This is a genomic window from Weizmannia sp. CD-2023, from assembly GCF_036225245.1.
Classification (GTDB): Bacteria; Bacillota; Bacilli; order Bacillales; family Bacillaceae_C; genus Weizmannia; species Weizmannia faecalis.
Genome location: NZ_JARTJQ010000023.1, coordinates 1 through 26209, shown reverse-complemented (window position 1 = coordinate 26209; position 26209 = coordinate 1). Strand labels below are relative to the sequence as shown.

At 46.5% G+C, this 26209-nt stretch carries 22 protein-coding genes and 1 pseudogene; 6 read left to right on the top strand and 17 right to left on the bottom strand.

All coding sequences use genetic code 11. The annotated features are described in order from the left end of the window. The first annotated feature begins 14 nt into the window (after positions 1–14). A complete protein-coding gene (locus P9687_RS02735; RefSeq protein ID WP_071452160.1) occupies positions 15–1130 on the top strand; it encodes an ABC transporter permease in 1116 nt (371 codons plus the stop codon). Further along, complete coding sequence (locus P9687_RS02730; protein WP_071452161.1) at positions 1130–2275, top strand: ABC transporter permease; 1146 nt, start codon at positions 1130–1132, stop codon at positions 2273–2275. Before P9687_RS02735 ends, P9687_RS02730 begins: the two co-directional genes overlap by 1 nt. A 286-nt stretch (positions 2276–2561) precedes the next feature. On the opposite strand, the gene P9687_RS02725 is transcribed toward P9687_RS02730, so the two are convergent. From P9687_RS02725 to P9687_RS02715, 3 genes are read right to left on the bottom strand one after another with little or no spacing between them, the layout of a single operon-like run. Then, a complete protein-coding gene (locus P9687_RS02725; protein ID WP_026684250.1) occupies positions 2562–3674 on the bottom strand; it encodes a cupin domain-containing protein in 1113 nt (370 codons plus the stop codon). 15 nt (positions 3675–3689) lie between these two features. Further along, positions 3690–4187, bottom strand: a complete 498-nt coding sequence (locus P9687_RS02720; protein ID WP_168985743.1) for a DinB family protein — start codon at positions 4185–4187, stop codon at positions 3690–3692. Continuing rightward, positions 4187–5134, bottom strand: a complete 948-nt coding sequence (locus tag P9687_RS02715) for a fumarylacetoacetate hydrolase family protein (protein ID WP_276210620.1) — start codon at positions 5132–5134, stop codon at positions 4187–4189. Before P9687_RS02715 ends, P9687_RS02720 begins: the two co-directional genes overlap by 1 nt. Before the next feature lie 266 nt (positions 5135–5400). Here P9687_RS02715 and P9687_RS02710 point away from each other — a divergent pair, with 266 nt between their 5' ends. Further along, positions 5401–6186: an IclR family transcriptional regulator gene (locus tag P9687_RS02710; protein ID WP_276210621.1), complete on the top strand. Its 786-nt coding sequence runs from the start codon at positions 5401–5403 to the stop codon at positions 6184–6186. A 506-nt stretch (positions 6187–6692) separates the two neighbouring features. Here P9687_RS02710 and P9687_RS02705 read toward each other — a convergent pair. From P9687_RS02705 to P9687_RS02665, 9 genes are all read right to left on the bottom strand, one after another. Continuing rightward, positions 6693–7250, bottom strand: coding sequence for a hypothetical protein (locus P9687_RS02705; RefSeq protein ID WP_014096878.1), 558 nt, complete (start codon positions 7248–7250; stop codon positions 6693–6695). A gap of 26 nt (positions 7251–7276) precedes the next feature. Beyond that, a complete protein-coding gene (locus tag P9687_RS02700; protein WP_251460022.1) occupies positions 7277–8506 on the bottom strand; it encodes an FAD-dependent oxidoreductase in 1230 nt (409 codons plus the stop codon). Positions 8507–8523: 17 nt separating this feature from the next. Next, positions 8524–8937, bottom strand: coding sequence for an acyl-CoA thioesterase (locus P9687_RS02695; protein ID WP_014096877.1), 414 nt, complete (start codon positions 8935–8937; stop codon positions 8524–8526). A gap of 4 nt (positions 8938–8941) precedes the next feature. Next, the gene (locus P9687_RS02690; protein WP_237682188.1) at positions 8942–10531 is read right to left on the bottom strand and encodes a class I adenylate-forming enzyme family protein; all 1590 of its coding nucleotides are present in this window, start codon (positions 10529–10531) and stop codon (positions 8942–8944) included. Between the two features lie 351 nt (positions 10532–10882). Continuing rightward, entirely contained in the window at positions 10883–12058 is a 1176-nt protein-coding gene (locus tag P9687_RS02685; RefSeq protein WP_168985749.1) for an acetyl-CoA C-acetyltransferase, read from the bottom strand. Positions 12059–12069: 11 nt separating this feature from the next. Beyond that, positions 12070–12849, bottom strand: a complete 780-nt coding sequence (locus P9687_RS02680) for an enoyl-CoA hydratase/isomerase family protein (protein WP_168985750.1) — start codon at positions 12847–12849, stop codon at positions 12070–12072. Next, positions 12846–13718 (bottom strand): 3-hydroxyacyl-CoA dehydrogenase family protein, encoded by an 873-nt coding sequence (locus P9687_RS02675; protein WP_035183289.1) that lies wholly within the window; start codon positions 13716–13718, stop codon positions 12846–12848. Before P9687_RS02675 ends, P9687_RS02680 begins: the two co-directional genes overlap by 4 nt. 266 nt (positions 13719–13984) lie before the next feature. Next, positions 13985–16162 carry a helix-turn-helix domain-containing protein gene (locus P9687_RS02670; protein ID WP_328228457.1) on the bottom strand — a complete coding sequence of 726 codons (2178 nt, stop codon included), beginning with the start codon at positions 16160–16162 and terminating at the stop codon, positions 13985–13987. 263 nt (positions 16163–16425) lie between these two features. Further along, a complete protein-coding gene (locus P9687_RS02665) occupies positions 16426–17781 on the bottom strand; it encodes an MFS transporter (RefSeq protein ID WP_276210626.1) in 1356 nt (451 codons plus the stop codon). 231 nt (positions 17782–18012) lie between these two features. Between P9687_RS02665 and P9687_RS02660 the strand changes: the two genes are divergently transcribed. Further along, a complete protein-coding gene (locus P9687_RS02660; RefSeq protein WP_014096871.1) occupies positions 18013–18798 on the top strand; it encodes an IclR family transcriptional regulator in 786 nt (261 codons plus the stop codon). Between the two features lie 73 nt (positions 18799–18871). Here P9687_RS02660 and P9687_RS02655 read toward each other — a convergent pair whose 3' ends face one another. Both P9687_RS02655 and P9687_RS02650 read right to left on the bottom strand, forming a co-directional pair. Then, a complete protein-coding gene (locus tag P9687_RS02655; protein ID WP_104851664.1) occupies positions 18872–19708 on the bottom strand; it encodes a fumarylacetoacetate hydrolase family protein in 837 nt (278 codons plus the stop codon). A 15-nt stretch (positions 19709–19723) separates the two neighbouring features. Continuing rightward, a complete protein-coding gene (locus tag P9687_RS02650) occupies positions 19724–20836 on the bottom strand; it encodes a cupin domain-containing protein (RefSeq protein ID WP_328228456.1) in 1113 nt (370 codons plus the stop codon). A gap of 573 nt (positions 20837–21409) precedes the next feature. Between P9687_RS02650 and P9687_RS02645 the strand changes: the two genes are divergently transcribed. Together P9687_RS02645 and P9687_RS02640 are read left to right on the top strand one after the other, a co-directional pair. After that, on the top strand, positions 21410–22891 hold the full coding sequence (locus tag P9687_RS02645) for a DASS family sodium-coupled anion symporter (protein WP_014096868.1): 1482 nt from the start codon (positions 21410–21412) through the stop codon (positions 22889–22891). A 38-nt stretch (positions 22892–22929) separates the two neighbouring features. Next, positions 22930–23355 carry a hypothetical protein gene (locus P9687_RS02640; RefSeq protein ID WP_276210628.1) on the top strand — a complete coding sequence of 142 codons (426 nt, stop codon included), beginning with the start codon at positions 22930–22932 and terminating at the stop codon, positions 23353–23355. Here P9687_RS02640 and P9687_RS02635 read toward each other — a convergent pair. The 3 genes and pseudogenes from P9687_RS02635 to P9687_RS02625 form a co-directional block, all read right to left on the bottom strand. Further along, positions 23314–25002, bottom strand: a complete 1689-nt coding sequence (locus P9687_RS02635) for a hypothetical protein (protein ID WP_328228455.1) — start codon at positions 25000–25002, stop codon at positions 23314–23316. The two genes, P9687_RS02640 and P9687_RS02635, sit on opposite strands and share 42 nt — an antisense overlap. A 170-nt stretch (positions 25003–25172) precedes the next feature. After that, positions 25173–25814, bottom strand: coding sequence for a hypothetical protein (locus tag P9687_RS02630; RefSeq protein WP_046721966.1), 642 nt, complete (start codon positions 25812–25814; stop codon positions 25173–25175). Between the two features lie 214 nt (positions 25815–26028). Beyond that, positions 26029–26209: pseudogene (locus P9687_RS02625) on the bottom strand (hypothetical protein); the annotation flags it as partial.

The following is a 26209-nucleotide window of genomic DNA, read 5'->3' as shown; positions in this document are numbered from 1 at the left end:
GGAGGAGAAACGCGATGTCAAGCATCCTGCACATCTTAAAAAAAGAAGTGATTACCGTATTCCGCAACAAACGCACCCTTATATTTATGCTTGCCTTTCCGCTCGTTTTAATGCTTGTGCTCGGTTCCGCCCTTTCGAATGCGTTTGACAAAACGGTTTCGGTCGGCGAGATTCACGTGTTGTACAAAAATGACCTTAATAAAGATGCCGCACCCTATTTCCATACATTCCAACAGTACGCGGAAAAATCGGATATCCATTTTGAAAAGGCCGGCAAAAACACGGACGGCTTGAAAGAAGTAAAGCTCGGCAATGCGGATGGATATGCCGTTTTAAACGGCCATGGCATCCGGCTATATACGAATGGAAGAAACAGCATAAAAGGCAGTATTTTAGAAGGCGTATTTTCGGCTTTTGCCGACCAGTACAATCTTGCCGCAGAAGTGATGAAAACCGCGCCGGAAAAAAGTGGGGCTGCCTTCGAAAAGATTAAACACAATTACATTCAAACGAAATCTCTTCTTCCGAATAAAGAGCCCGGCGCGATGGATTATTATGCGATCGTGATCACGACAATGATTTGCCTGTACGCATCTCTAGGATCGAGCGCTTTTATGCAAGTGGAGCGGACACGGAAAACAGCTGACAGGCTCATTGCTGCCCCGGTCAGAAAAAGCAGTATTTTTATCGGAAAGCTTTTCGCAGACGTTCTCGTTTATACCGCTTGCATAGCACTTATCATCATTGTGAGCAAGGTCGTTTACAAAGCGAATTGGGGAAACCATCTTCCGCTTGTATTCCTTGTGCTTTTAACAGAGATTATTCTTTCGGTCAGCATCGGCATCGGCGTCAGTATATTCAGCAAGTCTGCCGCGACAAGAGCGATTCTAAACCTTTTTATCCAGCTGTCGGCATTTTTTGGCGGTGCCTACTTCAAAATTGAAAACCCCGGCAAATTACAGGCTGTAATGGACCTTTCGCCGTTGACATGGATCAATCAGGCGATTACGAAAATCATTTACAACAATGATTTATCTGCCGCCACCCCGGTCGCTGCAGCAAATCTTGGCATTGCCCTATTGATTCTTTTCATCTCTGTAACGGCACTGCAAAAAAGGGAGGGTTTGTAATGAAAGACGTTTTATGGCTGGTCCGCAACACATTAAGCAAAACCTTTCGAAAGAAAAGAAATGTTCTCCTTTATATCGGGTTGCCTTTTATCAGTATCTTCATCGCTTTCCTTGTATACGGGGGGAGCGGTGTAAAAACCCTTCACGTTGGCATCGTGGATAAGGATCACAGCCAAATCGCCACTGACACGGCCCATTTCCTGAGCGGGCTGGGCAATGTCAAAACGGCCGCTATTCCGCAATCCGAATTGAAAAGCCAGTTGGCAGACGGAAAGCTTGACTGTGCCATCATTTTTGAAAAGGGGTTTGCCGCAAGTGTCAGGAGCGGAAATCCTGCTCATATCCGGATGGCTTCAATTAAAGGAGCAGAAGTAACAAAGTTTGTGCAATCCTATTTATATCAATACATCGATCATATCGAATCCATCAGCAAAGTATCGTCAGGAAACGAACAGACTTTTCAAACGATGTATGATGAATTCCAAAACGCTTCCTATAAAGTAAAAACCATTCATTTGCAGGATCTTTCCCAATCTAGTGATTTAACCTATCAGACGATGGGCGTGCTTATCCTGTTTATGCTTATGTCTGCCTTCAGTTTGTCTGAACTGATTCTTGCCGAAAGAGAAAACCGCACGTATTTCAGGCTATTGTCTTCGCCGGTCAGCGCGGGCAAGTATGTATTGTCCAATGTACTTTGCAACCTGATCGTGATGGCGGTTCAAATTGCATTGATCACAGCGGCCATGAAATATGTTTTCCATATGACGATGAATCTTTCCATCTGGCAGCTGTCAGCCGTCATGTTCCTGTTTGCCTGGATTTCAACCGGCATTTCCTTAATGATGGTGTCGCTGTCAAACAGCCGGAGTGCTTTTAACTCGCTGCAATCCTTAATCGCCGTACCGACGTGCATGCTTTCCGGCTGCTTCTGGCCGGTGGAAATCATGCCGAAAGCCCTGCAGAAAGTTTCCGATTTTCTGCCGCAGCGCTGGACATTGGAAACCTTGGACAAATTGCAAACCGGCCATCCGCTCAGCAGCCTGTATTTAAACATTTTGATCCTGATTGCCTTTGCGCTTTGTTTCTTCCTGTTTGCCATTTACAAGTTCAGCAGAAACCGCAATACCCATAACTTTGTATAGTTCTTGCAAAAAGAGAGGCAGATCCGCCTCTCTTTTTGACATGTTGCCGGCTATGTTGCATTTGCGTTTGACAGGTTGCTTTTGCTCCAGTGCAACCAATCAATCAACAGGCCCGCAAAAGAGCAGGAACACCCCATTCACCTGCTTTTCAATTCTACAAGTTCCGGTTTGGATCCCTGTCCCGCTTGCCCCACACCTGCGGGATAGGCATCCATTTTTTCGGCTTCACTTCCATGGATTTTTTTCTTCATTTCATGGAAGCGGTGTCAAATTTTCTAATGCACTTTTATGCCAGGGCCGGTTTGAATTCCCCTGTTACCGTTTGATGGCCGTTATTTTCTTCCAGCGCCTGTGATTTTTCAAGGTTGAACTTTTCCATGATTGGTAGGTCGCTGCAGGAGAACAGGAACGAATCCTCCAATGCCACATGCTCATGCCATGCCCAGTTCGGAATGACGAAATAATCACCTTTTGACCAGTCAAAGCGGACGCCGTTAATGATGCTGTAGCCGGAACCGCGGAAGACGTTATAAATCGACGCATGGGTATGGCGGTGCGCTTTCGTATGGAATCCTTTCGGCAGTTTCTGCATCCACGAAGCAATCGTTGCATTTGCCGTTTCACCAGTTGACGGATTGATGTATTCAACCGCATAGCCGTCATACGGATCAGGCTCAAACGCGCTGAGCCCGTCGATTGCTTTGACCGTCTGGCTCCATTTATAATCGGCAAGCGGCGCCACACTTGCATAGCGGTCGGAAATCGGGCGCACCATACCGCCTTGATAGCGCCTTGACGTAAAGTTATCCGGTTTTTTCGGTTGTTGAAGCTGATCCGGGTACGGCTCGAAAAACGTTCCGCCCATCGAATAAATGACCGGTATGTCAAGCGCATCCATCCAAATCATCGGCTTATCCCCGACATGGGCGTGGCCGTGCCAGAGACCGGCCGGCGTAATCAGAAAATCCCCTTCTTCCATAAAAATGCGTTCGCCCTCGACAATAGTGTAAGCGCCTTCCCCGTTTGTAATAAACCGAAGCGCCCCTTGCGAATGGCGGTGGGAAGGCGCTTTTTCACCCGGCAAAATCAATTGTGCCGCCGCATACAATGTTTGCGTCGTGGAAGCCCAACCCCAAGGCTGACGATACGTAAGCCCTGGGTTTTGGAAATAAATGGCGCGGCGTTCGCCTCCGCGTTCCGGCGTGAAAATTTCAGCAGATTCCATCAATTTTTTATAAATCAGGTCCCATTTCCACAAATACGCTTCTGCCTGCGGCTTCGGTTCGTGGTTCATAATAGCGGGAATCGCTTCCCAAAGCGGACCAAGATGATATTGTTCCAAATCCCGGTTAAAATCCTTTACTATCTGGCTTTGCATAAATTCCGTTGTTTCTCCCATCCTCATCTTCTCCCCTTATTGATTAATATGAAATTTTGATAAATTCCGGTTGATCTGCCCGTAATGTTTGGCAATATGTTCGACAATTAAGTGATCGACAATAAACGAAACCGGCTTGGTCCCAAAATTCGGATTTGTGCTTTCCGCTTCGATCTGCAGGGTGTCTTCATCCAGTTTTTTCAGCCGGCCGGCAAGCTCGGTTTTTAAGCTGCGGAGTCCCGCCAAAACTTCTGAAACGGACCGGCTATCTGTTGTGTTCACGGCTTCAAGCCGCGCTTCGTCGTTCAGCCCGCGCCCCCATTTGATCTGCGGATTTTCTTTGATTTTTTCAATTTCCCCCATCCAGTAAGGCCCGACTTCCAGGACATGGCATAGGATTTGCATGATTGACCATTCTTCTTCACTCGGTTTTTTGAGGATGATGTCTTCGGAAAGCCCCTCCGCCGTTTCAATGATCTGATCAAGCGATTTGTGCACAGACCGAATTGCGTTTTCAATATACGGAATTGCCATTACACCATCACCTCAGTCGTTTTTTTCACTTTGTTCTCAAGAGCGCCGATTTTGTCAATTTCAATCCGGACCACATCCCCGTCTTTCAGGAACACTTGCGGATCGCGGGCAAATCCGACTCCCCCGGGGGTTCCGGTTAAAATGACATCGCCCGGTTCAAGCGTCATTAAGTTTGACAAAAATTCAACCAAGTATGGGACGGTGAAAACAAGATTGGCTGTATTCGTATGCTGCCTTTCTTCTCCGTTGACAGTAACAACCATTTCAAGGCCGGACGGATCTGTGAGCTCATCAGCGGTAACAAGCCATGGCCCCATTGGCGCTGTGCCGTCCACCGATTTTCCTTGAAGCCATTGCAATGTTCTGCGCTGAATATCCCGGTACGTGACATCATTGACAATCGTGTAGCCGGCAACATAGTCGAGTGCCTCTTCCTGTGAAACATTTCTTGCCTTTTTTCCGATGACAAAAGCAAATTCCCCTTCGTAATCCAGCTGCTCCGAGATCGGGAAGAACGGAATATCATCCTGCGGCCCGATGACCGTATTTGCAAATTTGGCAAACACAACCGGATACGGAGGCAGTTCCCGCTTCATTTCAAGAATATGCTCTTTGTAGTTGTGCCCGACGCAAATCATTTTCCCCGGTTTCGGTACAGGCGCTTCCAGTTTCACTTCTTCAGCCGGAAAAACAAGCCGCCTTTCTTTATCTGTCTTTACTTTCAAGGCATAGTCCACCGCTTCTTTTGCGTATGCCATGCTTTCTTTGCCGCCCTCTAGAAATCCGTTCATATCATTTGGAATGTAAGCTTCCGCAATTTGCCGAGCGCGGCGTTTCCCCTTTGATTCCAAAAGTGCCGTAAAAGCCGTATGCAAGTCTACGGCAAGCCCGTCTACGTACGCGCCAATTCTAGCCACACCTTCATAACGGAAGGTCAAAAGTTTCATCCCATCATCCCCATTCCTGTTTTGTACACGGTTACATTTTTAACCAGACATCTTGAATGAAAGGCAAATCTTACATTTGCACCCATTCTTCCCTTTTTTGTATTATAACATTAGTAATCGATGTTCACTTATATGATACAAGGTGGACGATTCGGTTGTCAATACTTTCTATTCTGATTTTTTCAAACGACAAAACCACGGTAACATGATCCATGCTATAATGTGTTTTGTCTGCAACTTTTTCGAAATTTATAGGAGGCCTTTTTATGGATATCATCAAAAACGGCTCGACCATTCAATCGCTCCAAGTTGGGAACAGTATTCTGGATGCCCTGTCAAAGCAAAGAAGGCCGTTAAAATTCTCCGATATTCAGGAATTAACCGGGATTACCAAAAGCAATCTGTACAAATATTTAAATACATTTGTCCAACTCGGCATTTTATACAAAGATGACGCCGGCCTTTATACATTCGGGCCAAAATTGATTGAATACGGCATGGCTGCAGTGGATCAGGAAAATGTATTGGACAGGGTCGTGCCTTTTCTCGAAAAACTCAATCATGCAACACGCTGCTCCACGCTTTTTGCAGTCTGGACGCCAGAGGGACCGATGATCATCAAACTTGTCAACAGCAATCCGGGGTTTAATATTGGGGCACAAATTGGCACCATTCCACCGCTCGCTTCCGCTGTCGGAAAAATTTTTCTCGCTTTTATGGATCAGGCCACTATCGGGGAGTGGAAGGAGCGGGAATCGGCAAAATTGGACCACAACGTGAAGGCGGATTTGGAAAAAGAAATCCGGTCTGTCCGTAAACAGAAAATCGCCTTTGCGAAAGAGCCGATTTTAACTTCAGTCTCCTCGATCGCCATCCCGGTTTTTAATTATAAGAAAACCTTGCTTGGCGCCATCGCGGTTGTCGGCTTCTCGGAACAGATTCCCGCGGCGGAAGAGGAGGATGCGGTATTTATCACAGACATTAAAAAGACAGGATTTCAAGTGTCACAGGCATTCGGATACAGCGAGGATCCCGTGACCCCTTCCAAATAAAAGCATTCTCCCGGAAAAACACTTGGCTGGTCCAATATGCATGTCAAAATAGCAGGGTAACCCCTGCTATTTTGTTTTTTCTGATTGTTATACAAAATAGACTTGCTATGCGATAAACCTTCAAATATAATCAAAATAGAGAACAGAGTTTTCTATTTTGATAAAAATTGTAAGCGATTTCTGATTTGGGGGGATGTGCAAATATGAATTTTTACCCGTCTTGAGAAAAAAAGCAAACTTTTTCTTGGTTTGGGAATGGGAACGGGCAATAGTGAAAGCAAGACGGGTTTTTCCCGGTAACAGAACACGAAATTTTTTACACGGATAGGGATGAAAGGGAGAAAATGACAATCATGGAGGTCAACAGATGAACAGTGGCACATCACATAAAACGGGCGGAATTTTATCTGTATAAAATGAACAAAATATCGCAGCTCTGTTGCCTGCTGTAAAAGTAGTCACCATGCAAATTGCTGTTCCTTCCATCCCCAAACCAGCACTAGAAATCAGACGAGATAAAAGATATTCCCATCCGGCCCAAGCGGAATATTGCCTGCTTCCAAAATGTCCAGCAAAAAGGAAACCGGGTTTTCCTTTTCTGCCAGTTCATACAAGCAGTAAAGCAAGCTGATGTACAGGGCATGCCCAATCAAAAATTGTACTGTTTCCCGGTCCCCGAAAATGGCAAAAGCCTGATCAAATGTACGGTGAAAAATGGCTTCCGGCATTTTATACACAACGTCTTCCAAAATTTTCCCCTTGCCTTGAGCGTCTATTTTTACTTTTAATTGATCCGGAATGTCTTTTAAAACATTCCATAGCTCACATCCTTCAAATGTAAGCTGTTTAGCCGTATCCCCCAGTTTTTCTTTTGAGATCCACTTCACATCCAGTTTCCGAGTACCGAAACAGGCGGCAAATTCCTTTATTTTCTGCTCCGCATACGGATTCTCCCTACCGGCATTGCTGTACCACGGAACAGAGACAAGGCGGGCAATCATCTCATTTACAGATCGGGCAAGCGATCCGTACTTTTTTTCACTGATGACTTCGGCAACCGTCATGGTGCACACTCCTTTCGCCTGAAGATTTAATATTTTGTTGTCAGTTCTGGCGGTCCGAACTTCGGCCCATATGGCCCCTCGTCCAGCCATCTCCCCATACTCGGCACGACAGAAACGAGCGATGCGGCAATTTCCCGTTTCATATTCATTTCGCGCGAATCCCCTTGCAAATGGTGTAACGCCGTTGAAGAGCCGTCCCGGTTCCAAAGCGCGGCAATTCTGCGTTCCTTGGCAGATGCGGCGATGGCTGCTTTTCTTTCCTCCTCGGAAGAAGCGGAAAGCGCCTTTTCAATGCCGCGGACAGCAATCACGGCATCCGGCACACCGGAATTCAGGCCGCGCGCGCCAAATGGAGCAAACAGGTGGGCAGCTTCTCCTGCCAACAGAACACGGTGGTGCTCGTCCGTAAATGCATTTACGACCACCTGATGGAAACGATACGAAGAAACCCATGTAATGCTGTCTGCATATTTAGGGTCCATCACTTTCGGCATCCATTTTTTTACATTTTCAACGCCCATGTAATCTTCCGGCTTGTCGGAAGAAAGCAATTGGAGATCAATTCGCCAGCCGTCTTTAAACGGCACAAACATGACATTTCGTCCTCCCATGGCCGGGTGCTGGTAATGGAAAGTCCGTTCTAGTGGAAGTGGATTGTCCGGATCTTCCTTGACATCGACGACAATAAATGTATCCGCTGTCCGTGGTCCTTCAAACCGGAGGCCGGCCTGTTCTCTGACAACCGAGCGTGCGCCATCACAGCCGATCACATATTCCGCCTCCCATACATTGCCGTTTTCCGTTACCAAGCGGACACCGCTTTTTGAAATATCCATGGTTTGGACCGGTTCCCCCCACACAAATTCAACGCCGGCATGTACACACGCCTCATACAGATATTTTTCAATTTCATGCTGGTGGAGCGATGTAAAATGCGGCAGATGATGCGGGTCTTTGTTGTCGGTCACACCGTAGTTGCGCACATACACTTGTTTGCCTTTATAAAGCGTGCGTTTCACCGGCCAAATAATCCCGTTCCGTGCCAATGTAAAACCTAGCCCTTTTGATGTTTCTTCAAGCAATTTTAACGTTGCATTGTGCAAATAGATGGCCCTGCTTCCGGCGCGGGGCCTGCCATACGGTTCTGCTTCAATCACAACAGACGAAATGCCCTTTTCTTTTAAAGCAAGGCCGGCCACCAGTCCGACCGGCCCGGCGCCGACAACAACCACATCCGTTTTTTTCGTTTCTCCCATCGTTGCATGTCTCCTTTTTATCGATTTGAAGTCCCGGCAAGCAATATTTCTTTGATATCTTCAGGAATCGGGAAGGCTTTCGGCTTTTCATTGAAATGGGCCCACGCTCTGATTTCATACCCTTCTGCAACCGGCTGTCCGTCTTTTATAAAGCGGTGGCCGATTTTAAAGACTTTTTTCCGCAGTTCTTGTATTTCGCTTTGCACTTCTACCTCATCCTCAAATAAAAGCGAACTTTTAAACTGGCAGTGGGCTTCGAGAAGTGGGATGATCGTTTGCCGTTCAGCCAATAATCTGGACGATGGAAACCCCGCTGTGGCAAAAAAATGATGTGTCGCTTCATCCATCCATTTGTAAAAATTCGGGTAAAACACAATCCCTGCCGCATCCGTATCGCCCCATTTCACATCAAATCGGTATATGGCCGGCATGGATTCACTTCCTTTCCAGTGATTTTGGATTGCTTTGAACAGCGGTTTTCAGCAGCTGCTCCCGGAGTCTGACTTTTTGAATTTTGCCGCTTGCCGTCGTTGGAAAATCCTGTGTGAACAAAATGCGCTGTGGGACTTTATAAATCGCAATCCGCTCTTTCAAATAGGTGAGGATGTCTTCCTCCGAACAATCCGCCCCTTCTTTGAGACGAATGACAGCGCATACAATTTCACCCAGCATTTCATCCGGAAATCCAATTACCGCAGACTCAAGGATATAGGGATGCTTCGACAAGACGGCTTCAATTTCCTGTGGGTAAATATTAAATCCGCCGCGGATAATCATTTCCTTTTTTCGGCCGACAAATTTCAGATAGCCATCTTCATCAAGCATGCCTAAATCTCCTGTATAGAACCAGCCTTCGCTGTCAAGCACCTGGTCCGTCTGTTCCGGCATCTTATAGTACCCTTTCATGACCGCAAAGCTTCTAACAGCAATCTCTCCGACCACACCATGCGGAACCGTCTCCCTTTTGTCATTGACAATCTTCAGTTCGACACCCGGGATAGGCCGGCCAAGTGTTTCCAGTATTTTATCTTCATCATCTTCAAAGGTGGTAGAAGTGACAGTCACGGCTTCTGTAATGCCAAAGGACTGGTTCAGCTCCATTCCCATTTTCTCCCTGATTTCTTTGACTTTGTTGGGGGGAATAGGGGAGGCACCGACAATCCCGGTTCGAAGCGAAGAAAGATTATAATTTTCCAAATTTTCCACTTCCAATTGTTTCAAAAACATGGTTGGGACCCCTTGCTGAACGGTTATGCTCTCTTGTTCAATCAGTTTCAACGTTTGCTCCGCCCGGAATTTTTCCTGCAACAGGATCCGAGCTCCGGCGGAAATGGCGCAAACCAGGTTAATCGCCAGCCCAAATATGTGGAAAAGCGGGGCTGAGATGATAAAGGCATCCTGATCCGTGCATTTCAAGACGGATGCAATGGTACGGGCAGATTGGACTACTGCCCGGTGTGTGATCATGACACCTTTTGGCTTGCCGGTCGTGCCGGATGTATATAAAATACAAAAGACATCATTATCCGCGTCTATTTTCGCCTTTTGGACGGATCTATAGCTTGCCGCCCCACCGGTATACTCATCAAACGAAGGAAAACCCATCAGCGGGAACCGTACGGTAATGGATTCTTTTACCCATTGTAAAGATTGTTGGAAGCCAAGGTTTTTTTCCAAACTTTCGGAAGCAATTAAAAGAACAGGTGCTGCATTATCGAGAATGTATTCCAACTCATGAGATTTATAAAGCGGATTGATTGGGACAAGAATTGCGCCTATTTTGGCTGCGGCAAAATAGATGACAGCCGCTTCATACCAGTTTGGCAGGCTGACGGCAATCCGGTCACCTTTTTTCACGCCCTTTGCTGCCAGTACATTGGCGAAATGATCTACATCTTGTAAGAGTGCCGAATAAGAAACTCTATTTTTTAGATCATATATCGCTTCTTTTCGCCCGTATTTTTCCGCCGTAAAAACCAATTGTTCGTATACGCTGAAAAGATTCGGATCTTTCTCCACGGCCATCCCCCTGTTCATGTAAAATAAAGAAACCGGCACCATGACAAAAAGTCCGCCATTATGGCCAAACCTTCAAAAAAACAATCGGGATCTGTTTTTGGCCCAATTGTCCGCTTGTGCCTTTCAAAGAGACAAATCATTCCCGCAATGCAAACCAAATGTCTTTGGGGACTCCTGCTAAAGACAAATCGTTGCGGAGCGTCCTTTTGTGCTTCTCTAAAACGCAAATCAAATCTGCAACATAAGCCAAGTGTTTTTTGACCCCCCAAAAATAGCAGCTGCCTTTTTACGGCCGGCTTGTGCAAGCGCCTGACCCTGTCCTATGAGCTCCGGGGCCGCACATCCTTCAGCTAAAAATTACAAGGCTTCCCAGACTGCTGCGATTCCTTGCCCGCCGCCGATGCACACGGCGGAAGCACCGTACTTTTGTTTTCGCCTGCGCAATTCATATATAAGAGCAGTGGTAATCCTCGTGCCGCTTGCTGCAAGCGGGTGCCCGAGCGCAATCGCACCGCCGTTCACATTCCCCATCTCAAGATCAAAACCGAGTTCTTTCTGGCACGCCAAATACTGTGCAGAGAAGGCTTCATTGATTTCAATTAAATTTAGATCACTTATCGTAAGCTTTGCTTTCTTTAAAGCGTTTCGGATTGCCGGAACCGGGCCAATCCCCATATATTTCGGTTCCACGCCGACAACGTTCCAGGACACAAGGCGGGCAATGGGCTTTAAGCCTTTTTGCCCCGCATAGTCGCTTGATGCCACTACCACTGCACCGGCGCCGTCCACCATCCCGCTTGCATTCCCTGCTGTGACCACGCCGTTTTCTATGAATCTCGGTTTCAGCCGGGCGAGCTGCTCCATGCTCGTGTCGCGGATATGTTCATCGTCTTTCACGACAATGTCCCCTTTCCGCCCTTTTACCGTCACCGGCACAATCTCTTCCTGCAAGTACCCCTTTTCCCGTGCCCGTTTCGCCCGTTCGTGGCTGGAAAGGGCATGCTGGTCGATTTCTTCTCTCGTAATCCCGTATTTTGCCGCCAGGTTCTCGGCCGTTTGTGCCATCGTGCAGTCCCCGTATGTATCATACAGACCGTCCCACAGCCAGTCCTCCACTTTCGGGGAACCGAGCGGGCTGCCCCAGCGCATGCCCCGAATGACATGCGGCACCTGACTCATATTTTCCGTTCCGCCGGCAAGAACGACTTCCGCTTCCCCGGTTAAAATATAACGCGCCGCTGTTACGATCGCTTCAAGCCCCGTCCCGCACAGCCGGTTAATCGTAATAGCGGGCACATCAATCGGCGTTCCTGCCTTCAAGCCGACATGCCTTGCGAGCAAATGGGCATCTTTGCTCGATTGCTGTACATTGCCGAAGACGACATGGTCAATTTCTTCAGCTGAAATATTCGATTTTTTAATGGCTTCTTTTGCCGCAATCGCCCCCAGATCGGTGGCCGTGATTTCGCGCAATGAACCCGAAAGCTCTGTAAACGGCGTTCTTGCGCCTTCAAGCAGTACAATATCGGTCATCTGATCCCCCCCTATCTGCCAGAAAAAGCCGGTTTCCTTTTTTCAACAAAAGCGTTTAATCCTTCTTTTCGGTCTTCGGTGGAAAAAGCATTGCCAAAGCAGGCCGCTTCAATCGTTAGCCCGGTTTCTATATCGGTATTCGAGCCGGCATTGACTGCTGTTTTCAGCATTTGCAGTGCGACCGGCGGCTTCTGTGCAAGTTTCCGGGCCCATTCTTTCGCTGTATCTAGCACTTCATCTGGCGGTACAACTTTATTCACAATATGCAGCGCAAGCGCACGGTTTGCGTCTATCATCTCCCCGAAGTAGAGCAACTCCTTTGCGACCCCCTGCCCGACGATTTTTTGCAGGCGCTGGGTACCGCCGCCGCCCGGAATAATCCCGAGGCCGGCTTCCGGAAAAGCAAATTTAGCTTTTTCGGAACTGATCCGCAAATCACAGACAAGTGCAAGTTCAAAACCGCCGCCCAATGCAAGGCCGTTTAACGCGGCAATGACCGGTTTCGATGTATTTTCGATTTGGGTAAAAACCGCCCGCGACATTTTATTCATTTTGTTCACACCGACAAGGTCAAGCCCGGCCATTTCATTAATATCGGCGCCGGCCACAAACGCTTTTTCCCCGCTTCCGGTCAGGACAATGGCGCGTACTTCATCGTCTGCATCCAGTTCATGAAAAATATGCGATAACTCCTGGAATACTTGTGTGCTGAGCGGATTGACAGGCGGCCTATTGATTGTGACGACTGCAACCGACTCTTCTTTTTCGCATAGCAAATATTGATGACTCACGCTTTGACCTCCTCTTTGTTGTAATCATAAAATCCCGCGCCAGTCTTTTTCCCGAGCCGGTTCGCTTTTACGAGCTGTTTTAACAAAAGCGGTGGTGCAAAATGCGGGTCGTTCAACTCTTCTTTTAAATAATTCATGACATGGTAGCCGATATCAACGCCGGCAAAATCTTGCAGCGTAAACGGCCCCATCGGATAGTTCAGCCCAAGTTTTACCGCCTTGTCGATATCTTCCGCCGTTGCCACGCCTTCTTCCAAAATTTTAATGGCTTCGATAAATTGCGGAATCATAATGCGGTTGACAATAAAGCCGGGAGAGTCTTTTTTCACCTCCACCGGTTCTTTCGATAGCGCTTTGGATAACGTTTTCAATTCTTCCACCGTTTCATCGCTCGTGTTGAAACCCCTAACAACTTCCACGAGTTTCATCAACTGGGCCGGATTGAAAAAGTGCATGCCTGCAACGCGATCAGGCCGGGTGGTGGCGGAGGCGATTTCCGTAATCGACATCGAAGACGTATTTGTAGCAAGAATGACATGGTCTGGGACAATCCCGTCAAGCTGCGAGAATACTTGTTTCTTCAATTCCAAGTCTTCAAGGACAGCTTCAATGACAATATCGGCATCTTTCATGTCATCCAGATTGGTTGTCGTCCGGATTCGCGCAAGCGTTTCCTGTTTTTCCGTCTCCGTCATTTTTCCTTTTGCAACACTTTTGGACATAAATTGGTCCATCCTCGCCAAAGCGCCGTCAAGAAAACGGTCTTCAATGTCCCGTAAAATGACCTGGAATCCCTTCATGGCTGCTAAATTGGCAATGCCGGATCCCATTGAACCGGCGCCTACTACCCCAATGGTTTGAATTGACATATTTTTATCTCCCATCCTATTATACTTAACTTTCTGTTAATTCATTGTAAGCCTTTTCGATTTGGATGGGTACCTGCAGACTGTATGGTTTTTTTAAAACTTTTCCTACACTTTGTAGGAGTGTTTCCGTCTTCCAGCGTTCCTGATCGGCTAGGCCGTACTGTCAAAAACAAACCGTTTAAAACGCTTGCCTTTTTGGATCCTTGTCTGTGACAGGTTTTTTCAAAGAAAAAACACCTTTCATCTAAAAAGGTGTCCATCTCTGTTTAAGCGTCTTCATCGGGAAGACGTTTTTTACGATATCCGTACATCTCATATAACTTAAGGGCCATCATCAAATTGAAGCGCGTTTCCGAGTCATTCAGCCTAATGTTCAACAGCGACTCAATTCTTTCAAGCCGGTAGAGCAGCGAGCTTCTGTGCATGAACAACTCCTTTGAGGTGCTGTTGACGTTCCCGTTATTTTTTAAATACACATCCAGTGTGTGGCAAAGATTCATGCTTTTTGAATCAGAATACTCGATTAAAGGACCCAGCTGTTTTCTTAAAAACAAGTCAATGGCAGTGGGGTTGTTCAGATGATGCAGAATGGTATAGGAACCGAGCGCTTCAAAAAAAGCGAATTTTTCCTTTCGCAGGCGAGCCTTTACGACTTTATGCGCCTGCAATGCCTGTTTGAAGCTTTCTTGATAATCTTCTACATTTGCTGTTTCAGACCCGATTCCCATAAACAGCGCACAGTTTTTCCATTCATCCGCTGCCCAATGTTCCATTTTTTCATGCAAGGCTGGCCAGTCATGCCCTTTTTCGCGTGTTGCCGGGGCAATGACAATAAACATGCCTTCCACGCTTGCCGTTAGGATGTCTTTGTCCCACTCCAGCAATTTTGATTTGATAAAATCCCATATTTGTGCCGTCTGATCTTCCTTTTGTCCGTCCGGCGCAATGGATAGAACAGCAACTCGGTGACTTTTAAATAAATCCCACTGCAAAAAATTGGCATATTGCAGGACGGACTTTTTATTTTTGATTTTACCGGTTAAGATCTGGCTGACAAAACTGTCCTTTTCCTGCTCTTTCGCTTCGAGGACGAGCCGCTGCTTCATAAATTGGATCGAGCATATATTTTTGGACAAATCAACGGTAAGCCGGTCAAATTCATCGAAACCATCCGGATTTCTTCCTATTGCCAAAAATCCGAGCAGGCGGTTTTCAGCGCTGATCCGCCAAAAGGAAAAAACAGATTCATCCGGGTTTTGAACCGTAAATCCATCTTTAAAAGATTTTTTTAGCTTTTTCGCCTCCTGTGCGAGCGCTGTAACGTTAACCGGTTTTTCTGGGCTTATGGTTTGAATGGCAATTGGTTGCATGAACTGATCAAATAACACAATAGAGCTTTTAAAAATTTCCGCGAACGCAAAGAGGATCGCATCGAAACTTTCATTTTTAACGGTTTCTTTGATCAGCTTTTGCTCATAGTCGAGAAGACTGAGCAATCGGTTTTTGCGTTCTTTTTCATTGTTGTAAAGCCGGGCATTTTCAAGCAGGGCTGCAATATATTGGGAAAGAAAGTCCAGCACGGCCAGGTCTTCTTCCGTAAATCGGCCGGAATACTTTTTTTCAATATGCAGCACCCCTACTGTTTTGACGTTCACAACAAGTGGGATAGTCAGCTGGCTGCTTCCCGGTTCTTCAAGATAAGGAAAGGTATCTTTTAAACGGTAATTATCCATCGGAATGATTTTCGGGTAGTCCATCTTCCCGTAGGCCGGGGGTTGAAAAACAAAGCTGTTTTCTTTCTCGCTATAGGCGTAAATGCAGGCAAAATCCGCTTTTGTCCACAGGCCTGCCTTTGAGGTTAAATCCGCAATATAATTTTCGAACGGTTTTTCCAAGGAAAGGCTCTGGCTGATCCACTCCATCCCTTTTATTCTTTTTGATTGCATTTCTTTTTGCTTCACCATTTTTAAAATGACGGCGATGTCTTTTCCAAACTCCTCAAAAGACTGTTCGAGGTCAAGGAGGGGGACATAATGGTCATACCCGAAAATGCAAAGCCCGAACGGATGGTTTTTTTCCGCCAGCGGAACGGTAAACCACGTTTTTGCCCCCATCTCTTTTAATTTGCTGATAAGCAGGCAGTTTTCATCCCCGTCCTTTTGCGAAGTTAAATTCTGGGCCAGCAGTTTCGGCGTACAGCGCCCAACCAGTATCGGGAATGCGGCGGCAATCGAATCCAGTTTTCCGCTCCAGGCCTTGCAGATCAAAGCGTCCGTTTCGATTAATGCAACCCCTACAAAATCAAAGTTTATTGCTGCATGAAAATAATTCGTCAAATATTGAAGCGCTTCTTCTTCCGTATCAAATTGGATTAACTGGCGCGATGTATTTCTTAAATGCTCCTCCACATCTTTCATCAGCCTGTTCAGCTTAATGTCATGCACGATCCTCCCCTCCTTTTGAATTTTCACGGCTCGTTTTTGACGCTTTGTACACATTCAAGCCTTTCCTGTAAAACGCGTGTTCTTTTTGTGCAATACTGTCCCCGACTTTTAACTTTTTGCCGGCTCTTTCGCGATGGAAACGCTAACTTTATTGTATAGAATACCGTGGAGCTTGTCACACCATTATTTATTATCTGAATTTACTGCTAAAAATGAGCAAACGGACAGGGAACCTCTTTTCCCTGCCCGTTTTGTGTAAACGGCTAATGTGTCGCTTTTATTTCTGAATCCAACTTTTCCTGCTCCCCGGCATGATCGTGCACCCCATACTTCTCCTGGACGAAAAGCATCGCAAGCCCTCCAAGGACTGCCGCTACGGCAATGGCCGAAAAATTGTATTGCGGAGAAAGCTGCAATGAGAGCAAAAATCCGACAAATGTGGGCGCGACGATTCCTCCTATCCTGCCAAATGCCATTGTGCTGCCTAAAGCGGTTGACCGCATTTGGACAGGATAATATTGCGAAACAAAGGCATTGGATAAATTTTGAACACCTACAGAAGCCGCACCCACGATAGCAATTAAACCGAGTGCAAGAACGGTGCTGTTGCTGAAGCCGATAAAAGAAAGCGACAGTGCGCCGACAAAGAATAAAGGCACAAGCACTTTTTTAAAGCCAAGTTTATCGACGAGCGGTCCGAATACAAGGGTTCCCGCGATGGCTCCAACCTGCATCACAGCGGTAAAAACCAAACTGGAACTTAAATCATAGCCGGCCTGCATCATGAGGCGGGGAAGCCATGTATTCATGGAGTAAATCAATACGAATGCACTGAAGCAGGAAACCCAGAACATGCAAGTACTAAAAGCACGCTTTTGTTCAAACAGCTTGACAACCGGAGAGCCTTTCTCCTTAAACGGAACTTCTTCGTATTGTAAAGAAACTGTCTCATCTAAACTTGGGTTCACTCTCCGCAGAACCTGCCTCACTTTTTCTTCATCCCCTTTTGCTAAAAGAAAACTGATCGATTCCGGGAGATGCTTGATGAAAAATGGCGTTAAAAGAAGCGGCAAGCCCCCTATCCAATAAACCGCTTCCCAACCGGCTATAGGAAGCAATGCCCGTGTTGTTAATGCGGCTGCAATGGCGCCGGCAGAGTAACCGCAAAATACAAAGGACACGACTGCAGACCGGATATATTTCGGGGAAAATTCAGTTGCCAATGCAATAACGTTCGGCATAACCCCTCCCAGGCCGACGCCGGCGAGAATGCGAAATACCGTAAACATTACCGGCCCTTGCGCAAACCCGGATAGAAACATAAACAAACTGAAAAGAACCGTCGTAAAAATAATGACATTCTTCCTACCCATTTTATCCGCAAGAACACCAAACGCGATCGCACCGACTGCTGTCCCGATTACCGTATAGCTGCCAATCGCACCAGCTAAAACATCCGAAATTCCCCATTCTTTGATTAAAGAAGGAACAGTCGCGCCGTATACCACAACGTCATACCCGTCAAACATAATGGCAAAAAAAAGCCAAAAAACCAGCAATCCGTGAAAAGAGTGGAAACGGCTTTGATCGATAACCCGGTTTGGATTCACAAATTTCATTTTTTACCTCCCAATATAATAGTAAATGCTTATAAAATGCATCGATTCAACTGCCTTTTATTTAATTGAATTTTAACAATTTGTTAAATAAACTTTTACATCTGATTTGTAGGAAATCGTTCCTGCCGTTTTAAACAACTTGTTGGAACCATTAACAGCATTCTCTTTTAGTACCCCTCTAAGAATGCTAAAATAGAGAGAAATAACATCGGCAAAAAGGATGCTTGCCTTATGTCTGAAGCAAAAACAACTGTTAAAATCCAATCCCTCCTTGTTGGTTTTTCTATCATTGATGTGATTGTAAAGCATGGCAAACCGATTAAGTTTAATGAAATTCATGCCCGTACAAATATTACAAAAAGCAATCTGTATAAATACTTAAATACACTGATTTCCATTGGTGCCATTCACCGGAATAAAGAAACCGGGTTATACTCCCCCGGAAGCACATTGATCCAATACGGTATGGCCGCAGTCAACCAGGAAGATATTGTGGCCAAAACTGCATATTATCTTGAAGAAATTAATCATACTTTCGGGGAGACGACTTTGCTGGCCGTATGGACGCATGGCGGCCCGATGATCGTAAAAATGATACACAGCCGGGCCGGACTCAATCTCGGCGGGCAGGTAGGAACCATTCTTCCTGTTCATTCAGCAGCCGGGATGCTTTTTGCCGCCTATAAAAAAGGGCCAATGATTGAAGAATGGATTGGAAAGGGCATTGCCAACATGGTTCCTGATGAGAGGAGTAATCTGAGGGAGAAGCTTAAAGCCATTCAAAAAGAAGGCATTTCATTTGCCAAAGATGCTCTGGCAAAATCAATTTCATCAGCTGCCATTCCAATTTTTAATTACGATCGCCATCTGCTCGGTGCAGTTGTCATTGTTGGTCTTGGGGATACGGTTCCATTACGGGCAGAAGAGGAATCCAGTCGTTACCTTTTGCAAAAAAGCCTTGAAATTTCAGCTGAATTCGGATATGAGTCGGGACAGTCACCAGCGGAGGAATCTTAACCGCAAAAACTTTACGGAATCTATCAGAAAAAGGACCGTCAACTGTGATGTTTTGGCGGCCCTTTATTTTAAATTAAATTGTTACATCCACAGTAAATTCCCCAATCTGCTCAATGCTGATTTTAACGCGGTCCCCTTCCCGGATCGGGCCGACTCCCTCCGGCGTGCCGGTTGCAATAATATCGCCCGGATGAAGGGTCATATGGTCGCAAGCCAGTTCAAAACATTTATAGCAGTCATAGATTAAATATTTCGTGCTGCCGCTCTGGCGCAGTTCATCATTTACCCAAAGTGAAATTGCCAGATCATTGGGATTTTTAATTTCATCCTCCGTCACAATCCAAGGGCCAATCGGGGTAAATGTATCAAACGATTTTCTCCATGTCCGCTCTTCATTTCCGCGGATGGAAATATCCAGCAAAGCAAAATATCCGAAAATATAATCCTTTGCTTCCCTTGCTTTTACATTTTTTGCTTTTTTGCCGACAATGTATCCAAGCTCCGCTTCGTGGTCCGTCCGCCTTTCCGGGAATGGGAGAATTATCGGGTCGGACGGTCCTGACAGCGATTGCGGAGATTTTAAGAACAAGGACAGCTCTTCAATTGTTCTCGGCGCATTGTTAAATTGGTGGTTCATTTCTTCCTGGTGTTTAAGATAATTTACCGGCGCTGCCCATATCTTCCCTGCTCCCGACACAGGGCATTTGAGTGTAACCCCATTTAAGGGATAAGAAACACCCGAAGCAATTTCCTGTTCAATATTTTCCTTCCATTCATCATAATGTGCCATGAGTTTGAGGAAGGAAGCATGCGGGTCATTGCGATCCCAATTCGTCACTTTTGAAATATCTGTAATGCGATCCCCTGTTACCGCGCCAAGCAAGTCTTCGTTAAAAATTGCGATTTTCACAAATTTCCGCTCCTCTCAGGCAAGGCCGTCCGGTACGAATTCCCTTTCAATTTCCTGGTGCCCGCCATGCTCTTCGTATGCCTCACTATATTCCAGCTCCAGTTTTTCCATAATCGGTTTGTCATTAAATGAAAAGAGAAGGACATCTGCATTTCCGGTATTCACATGCTCATGAACACTCCATGGTGGCAGAATGAAAAAGTCTCCTTTTTCCCACTCAAATTTCTGGCCGTCTATCACCGTATAACCTTTTCCTTCTAACACATGATAAATTGCACTGTGGACATGGCGGTGCGCTTTCGTCTGCCGGCCGGGGCTGAGTTTTTGCATCATGGTTCCGATGCGCGCATCCGCCGAACCACCCGTTTTCGGATTGATGTATTCAATGGCATAGCCGTCAAAAGGGTCCCAGTCTTTTTCCGTCATACAATCCAACAATGCACTTACCTGGTTGAACTTATAGGCAAAAACAGGGGATGGATAATCCGGTGCTGGTTTCTCATGCAGTTTTTTAAACGCGTTCCTTGCAAATTGGCCATTGGAATCACTCTCTGAATCTGCCAGCGGATATGATTCTTCTTCGTACGGTTCAAAGAAAGAGGCAGCCAGCGTACGGACAAGGCCCACATCCAATCCATCCATCCAGATCACCGGCCCAGTCCCCTCATGCCTGTGTTCATGCCATGTCCAAGCCGGTGTCAATACCATGTCGCCACGCTCCATGTAAGCTTTCTCGCCGTTCACTGCCGTATAGGCACCAGTTCCTTCGAGAATAAAACGGATAGCTGACTGGGAATGGTGATGGGACGGGGCATACTCGCCCGGCAGAAGCAGCTGGATCCCGGCATACAATGTATGCGTGCCATAACCAACCAGCCCGCGTTTCAGCAAACTTGGGTTCTGCAGATAAACAACACGGCGTTCCGCATCTTTTCCCGGTTCCACCAATTCACCGGACTGAAGCACATAATCTTTTATCGTCTGCCATTTCCATAAATAAGGTTCAACATCATGTACCGGTTCCTTTGTGACCATATGTCCCAGATCAAACCATAAAGGGCCAAGATTGTGTTTTTTTAATCCTTCATAAAACTGATTTGCTTTTCCATGCACCTTACTTTCAACCATCCGCCCCACTCCTTTTTCTATATAGTTAATTTAATTATCTATATAGATCTTATTTGATGATATAAATCCTGTCAACTATTTTATTTTATTTTTCTAAAAATTTTTAAGTAAAAAGCCTGCTGGCATCATGTATGCAGGCAGACAGGGCTTTTTCACAATATCAAATGCAGAATTTTTGGCATGGATAGCCGGCCCGAAAATAAGTAAAATCTACGGAACGCAGCATCCGTTCTTTCTAAAACGCATGGAACGGCTGGATAATCTTCTCCGCAACTTTCCAGCATATCCATTTCATTAGACACATCTTTCACGCCTGCAGCCGCCTTAAGCAATCATGTCAAATAAAAAGGGGTTCCAGTTGATGAGAGTACGCTCCCTTCCCCCCAGACTTCTCTTATATACACCTGAGAGCTTAGAAAATTTCATATTTTATGCATCCAGCTGAACCGAGTCCCAACAAAATATCGGAATCGCTTACAAAATTACACCAATCTTTAACATTTTCTCCTGTATCGCTTTGCTACAATTAAAGTAGGATAAATATTTGGAAGAATTCAAAAGGGAGGGGTCAAAATGAATGCTGCCAACCAGCAAACGAAGAAGATGAAATGGCAATGGGTTTGGATCGCTGCTGCTTTTGCCGCTCTGATTGCGATTACGCTTCTCCCCCACATGAAAGGCCTGCCGATAGCCGGCCAACGTGCACTCGCCATCCTCGCCTTTGCCCTGATATTATGGGTGACAGAGGCTGTTTCCTACCAGGTTAGTGCCGCCATGATTGTTGGTTTAATTGCCCTCTTAATCGGACTTGCGCCAAGTATCCAGGATCCTTCACAAATGACGGGAACAGGCAATGCCCTGGCCATGGCCCTCAGTGGATTCAGCAGCTCTGCCGTTGCTCTTGTAGCCGCAGCCTTATTTCTGGCTGCTGCCATGCAGGTGACCAATCTTCATAAACGGCTTGCCCTCTGGATCTTGTCCCGCGTCGGCACGAAAACGAGTAACCTCGTCTTTGGCGCTATCCTTGTTTCCATCGTATTGGCATTTTTTGTTCCAAGCGCCACTGCCCGCGCCGGTGCCGTGGTCCCGATTTTACTCGGAATGGTGGCCGCATTCGGGCTGCCGAATAACAGCAAACTCGGCGCATTGCTGGTGATTACTTCCGTTCAGGCAGTTTCCATTTGGAACATCGGCATCAAAACGGCGGCCGCCCAGAATATGGTTGCACTCGGGTTTATTCAGAAAGAATTTGAAACGGACATTACATGGAGTTCCTGGTTTTTATATGCGGCTCCGTGGGCATTCATCATGTCCATCCTTTTGTTTTTCGTGATGACCCACTTAATTAAGCCGGAAACAAAAGCCCTTGAGGCAGGAAAAGATTTAATCGAAAATCAATTAAAAGAACTTGGCCATTTAAAAGCTTCTGAGATCCGTTTAATCGTGATTTCCTTGCTTTTATTGCTTTTCTGGACGACGGAAGGAAAACTTCATCCGTTTGATACGACCACTGTCACAATTATCGCGATTGGGATTTTACTGGCACCAAAGATCGGGGTTTTTGATTGGAAATCAGTTGAACATCTTATTCCGTGGGGAACCGTGATTGTGTTTGCAGTCGGCATTTCGCTCGGTACGGTTTTGCTGGACACCCATGGGGCACAATGGCTGTCTAACAAGATATTCGGCTCGCTCGGTCTGGAAACGATGCCGCTCATTGCTACGATTGCCCTTGTATCTTTGTTCAATATCCTGATCCATCTCGGCTTTGCAAGTGCGACCAGCCTGTCTTCAGCGCTGATTCCGATCTTTATTGCCCTCACTTCCACGATCCATCTGGGTGACAACCAAATCGGTTTCGTCCTGATCCAGCAATTTGTCATCAGCATCGGCTTCCTGCTTCCGGTCAACTCACCGCAAGGCATGCTCGCATACGGGACAGGCGCTTTTACGGCAAAAGATTTTCTGAAATCAGGCCTGCCATTGACCATTATCGGTTATCTATTAATCTTATTGTTCAGCATGACATACTGGAAATGGGTCGGATTGCTATAAGCAAGCTCTTTAATATGTAGACGAATGGGGATGGTGAAATGGACAGCAACCGGGATCTCATTTTGGAAAAAATCAGGAATAACCAAGCATGGTATGAATACGGTACTGCCCGGTTCAAAAGGATTTTGTCAGAGAATAAAGGAAAGATGCAGGCGGATGGCACGCATTATTATGATGAAAAAACAGACCGGCTTGAGCAACAGCGTTATTACCGGAAAGCCCGAAAGCACCCTGCATCTGGCCCGGCGTTATTTGCACTTTACCATGATCTCGTGCAAAAAACGCACAAAAACCGGCTGCCGTACCATGTCAGCAAAAACCAGTATTTGGTACATGTGTGGGCCTGCATCCGGGCCATGAACGGCCGCGCGGCTCATTTTACGCCTAAAAAGAACAGGGGTTTCCCGGCCCCTGTTCTGCTTTTACTTTCCAATCCCCTTTATCTCCATTGCCTTCACCGGTAAAAAGGTTTCGCCGGTACTGAGGTAAGTCACCTTCACCTGGTCTCCTTCTTTCAAATAAATGGCCATTGGGACGGTATCCGAGCTGACGGTAAAGTTTTGTCCGCTAGCAAGCAGGAAGGAGACATTGGTATAATCGCCCGTTTTCTCTTTATAAACACGGAGCACCTTGCCGGAAACGGTTTTCGTTTCCGAACCCGATGAGCCGTCAACACTGCTGCCGCCGTGCCGGAGGGCAATTTTATACAACTTAAGCGCAGCATCGGGTGTCGAAGCATTCACCGAGATTTCCGGATTGGCCGCGGAAACGATAAAATACGTCTGCAGAAAACCGTTGGAATCGAGCACAGGCGTCAGCCAGCTGGCTTCGCCGTAAAAATTGTACAAAATCGGCATCGAGCCTTTCCATTTCTTCTCGATAAATTTTTTCTCGACAATTTGCAAATTGCCTTGCGAATCCATATACGATTCCTGCAAATTGCCTGTATAATATGTGGCCTTCCCGGTCCGCGCATTTGTGAGCGAATAGCCGAGCATCGAGTCCACATCTTTTTTCGGGCTCGTAAAATCGGTAAAATAATACATCGTCCCCTTATCATTAAAAATCGGGCTGACATTTGCTTCCGTTCCTTCATCCGTCGGGAGCTTCACATCCCGCTTGCCGAACAGCGTGTTCCAGTAACCGTGGACAAATTTGCCGAAATAACTGTTTTGCAGGCTGACGGCTTCCGGAGAAACAGCACCGTCAATAAAAGCAGGCGCCTGTTTTAAAGAATAGGACTTCATGGCCCCTGATTCCGGATCCACAAGTACAATGCCTTCCGCCTTAAATCCGTTCCTTGCCGATATAAAATGGCCGTAAGTCCGGATATAATACGATTTGCCGTGATCATCCACTTCCACTTGCGGCTCGCCGTAAAAAATCTTTTTCGGATAATGGAGGCGAATGTGGCGGGACAGGTTCTTCTGTAAGAAAGAAGAAGGCGTATAGCGCATATTTTGCTTTACAAATTTTGGATTGTCATCCGCATCTGTTGCGCTCATCACAAAATATCCGGGTGTTTCCCTGCCTTTTAGCCATTTAAAAAATCCGGAAAATTCCACCGGCGCAATATAAACGTATTTGCCGTTCACTTTCTGGATTTGCAGATTTCCCAACTGGTAATAACTTGCATTCGGAACCTGGCCGAATGACTTCTTCATTTTATTGCGCGCAAACTTCGGCGGCACGCTCGCCGGTGTTTCCCGCTCATCAAACGGCTCAATTTCCGTTTTTTGCGCCATTTTCGCTGTGTGATATTTTTCCCCGGCATTCCAAAGCGGCGCTGTCAGCATATACCCGGCGATGCCCAAGGAAACGAGCAAAACGAGCCCCTTTGCGAACTGTTCTTTTCCACTGGCGAGAAAAGCACCGGCAAGAGAAGCAAAAAACAGTGCCGGCCAGAAAACCGATGGGTTCATATCCCTTTTCGTCACGTAGAAAAAAACAGCAGAAAGCACCCACACTAACAGGAATAAAGATAAAAATGTCTTCAGTTTTTCTCCATTTTGCGGCTCGCCGGCGTGTTTCAATTTTTTATCTGAAAAAGGAAATACCAGCACCGCGGCAACCATCGCAAAAATGGCCGTAAAAATGATGAGTAACCCCACATCAACCACCCTTTCTGATCATCTATACGAAAAACTGGAAAAGAAGTTTCATTAAAATAGAAGATGGATGGCATGCGGGGGAGGACTTTTGAAACGGTTTTTGTCAATCTCCAGTTTTAAGCCCCTCTAGCTTCTGGCCGCACAATGGATCATCATGCGGGTCCCGTTACTCAATGCATGCGGCCCGACAGCAGTAAAATGGCCAGCCAAACCGTCCATAAAAAGGCCGGGCCTGCCGTAACCGGAATCACGAAATAGCCAAAATCAAAATGCAGGCACGTGATGATAATGCCAAAAAAGGCGAGCAGGCCGGACCACCGGGCAGAAGCAGAAAACCATTTCGGAAAAGTGCCGCCGGACTGTTTCATCGCCATGCCGTAGCAAAAAATGCCGATCCAGCTGCAGGCAAAACCGAAATAGCCGGACAAAAGCCCGAAGGAAAAAACCGCTTCCCACACTTTGACATCTGTGCCTTTGTTGCCGAGAATCGGGAGAATGGTTAATTCTGAGGCAAGGATCAATATCCAGGCTGCCAGTGCCACAAACATCATCCCTGCGCCAAAATCGGAAGTTTTATTGTTCCTTGCCATGTATGCTTTACTTGCTGCAAGCCCGGCCAGCCATAAGCTGATCGCAATGAGCATGAGGATATGGTCGCCTATCCAAAACTGTGCATGCTTGAACTCGTGATAAGCTTTTTGAAGGTCATATGGATCGACAAGCGGCGGATGCAAAATCGTAGCGGCGAGCATCAAAACCGCGCCAAGCAAAATGAGCCAACCTTCCGGGCGTGCTTTTTTGAATGGATTCATCATAAGCCTCCGCATTCCAGGTTTCTTTCCATTATTTTCCCCTCCGCGGCCGCGCTTCAAACCCACCCCCGGATGTTAAAAACAGGCGTTGAATTTTCATCGCCATAAAAAAGGGGGGCAATGCCTGCTCGCGGCACCGCCCCTCCTGACATGTTAGCAGCAGAAGTTGATAAACGCCCGCTGACACAGCTTTATCATCACTTTTCCTGCGCGATTACAAGTCTATTTTCTTCTCAATCAGATACCCTGTCCCTAAGAATAAGGCGATCATCAACGCCAAATGATAAACAAAAGATGCGATATTTGTGGCGGCAGATCCTGCAATTGCATTAAAGTGCAGCCCGGCGCTATGGTAGTGCATCTGAAGCAGATCATGCAGCCCTGAGGAGTAAAAA

Excerpts from the sequence above, each read along its gene's own strand:
- P9687_RS02735 (WP_071452160.1), top strand. The coding sequence starts at position 15 with ATGTCAAGCATCCTGCACATCTTAAAAAAAGAAGTGATTACCGTATTC.
- P9687_RS02640 (WP_276210628.1), top strand. The coding sequence starts at position 22,930 with ATGGACAGCAACCGGGATCTCATTTTGGAAAAAATCAGGAATAACCAA.
- P9687_RS02660 (WP_014096871.1), top strand. The coding sequence starts at position 18,013 with ATGTCTGAAGCAAAAACAACTGTTAAAATCCAATCCCTCCTTGTTGGT.
- P9687_RS02710 (WP_276210621.1), top strand. The coding sequence starts at position 5,401 with ATGGATATCATCAAAAACGGCTCGACCATTCAATCGCTCCAAGTTGGG.
- P9687_RS02650 (WP_328228456.1), bottom strand. The coding sequence starts at position 20,836 with ATGGTTGAAAGTAAGGTGCATGGAAAAGCAAATCAGTTTTATGAAGGA.
- P9687_RS02690 (WP_237682188.1), bottom strand. The coding sequence starts at position 10,531 with ATGGCCGTGGAGAAAGATCCGAATCTTTTCAGCGTATACGAACAATTG.
- P9687_RS02730 (WP_071452161.1), top strand. The coding sequence starts at position 1,130 with ATGAAAGACGTTTTATGGCTGGTCCGCAACACATTAAGCAAAACCTTT.
- P9687_RS02645 (WP_014096868.1), top strand. The coding sequence starts at position 21,410 with ATGAATGCTGCCAACCAGCAAACGAAGAAGATGAAATGGCAATGGGTT.
- P9687_RS02705 (WP_014096878.1), bottom strand. The coding sequence starts at position 7,250 with ATGACGGTTGCCGAAGTCATCAGTGAAAAAAAGTACGGATCGCTTGCC.
- P9687_RS02685 (WP_168985749.1), bottom strand. The coding sequence starts at position 12,058 with ATGACCGATATTGTACTGCTTGAAGGCGCAAGAACGCCGTTTACAGAG.
- P9687_RS02695 (WP_014096877.1), bottom strand. The coding sequence starts at position 8,937 with ATGCCGGCCATATACCGATTTGATGTGAAATGGGGCGATACGGATGCG.
- P9687_RS02630 (WP_046721966.1), bottom strand. The coding sequence starts at position 25,814 with ATGAATCCATTCAAAAAAGCACGCCCGGAAGGTTGGCTCATTTTGCTT.
- P9687_RS02665 (WP_276210626.1), bottom strand. The coding sequence starts at position 17,781 with ATGAAATTTGTGAATCCAAACCGGGTTATCGATCAAAGCCGTTTCCAC.
- P9687_RS02720 (WP_168985743.1), bottom strand. The coding sequence starts at position 4,187 with ATGGCAATTCCGTATATTGAAAACGCAATTCGGTCTGTGCACAAATCG.
- P9687_RS02725 (WP_026684250.1), bottom strand. The coding sequence starts at position 3,674 with ATGGGAGAAACAACGGAATTTATGCAAAGCCAGATAGTAAAGGATTTT.
- P9687_RS02675 (WP_035183289.1), bottom strand. The coding sequence starts at position 13,718 with ATGTCAATTCAAACCATTGGGGTAGTAGGCGCCGGTTCAATGGGATCC.
- P9687_RS02715 (WP_276210620.1), bottom strand. The coding sequence starts at position 5,134 with ATGAAACTTTTGACCTTCCGTTATGAAGGTGTGGCTAGAATTGGCGCG.
- P9687_RS02700 (WP_251460022.1), bottom strand. The coding sequence starts at position 8,506 with ATGGGAGAAACGAAAAAAACGGATGTGGTTGTTGTCGGCGCCGGGCCG.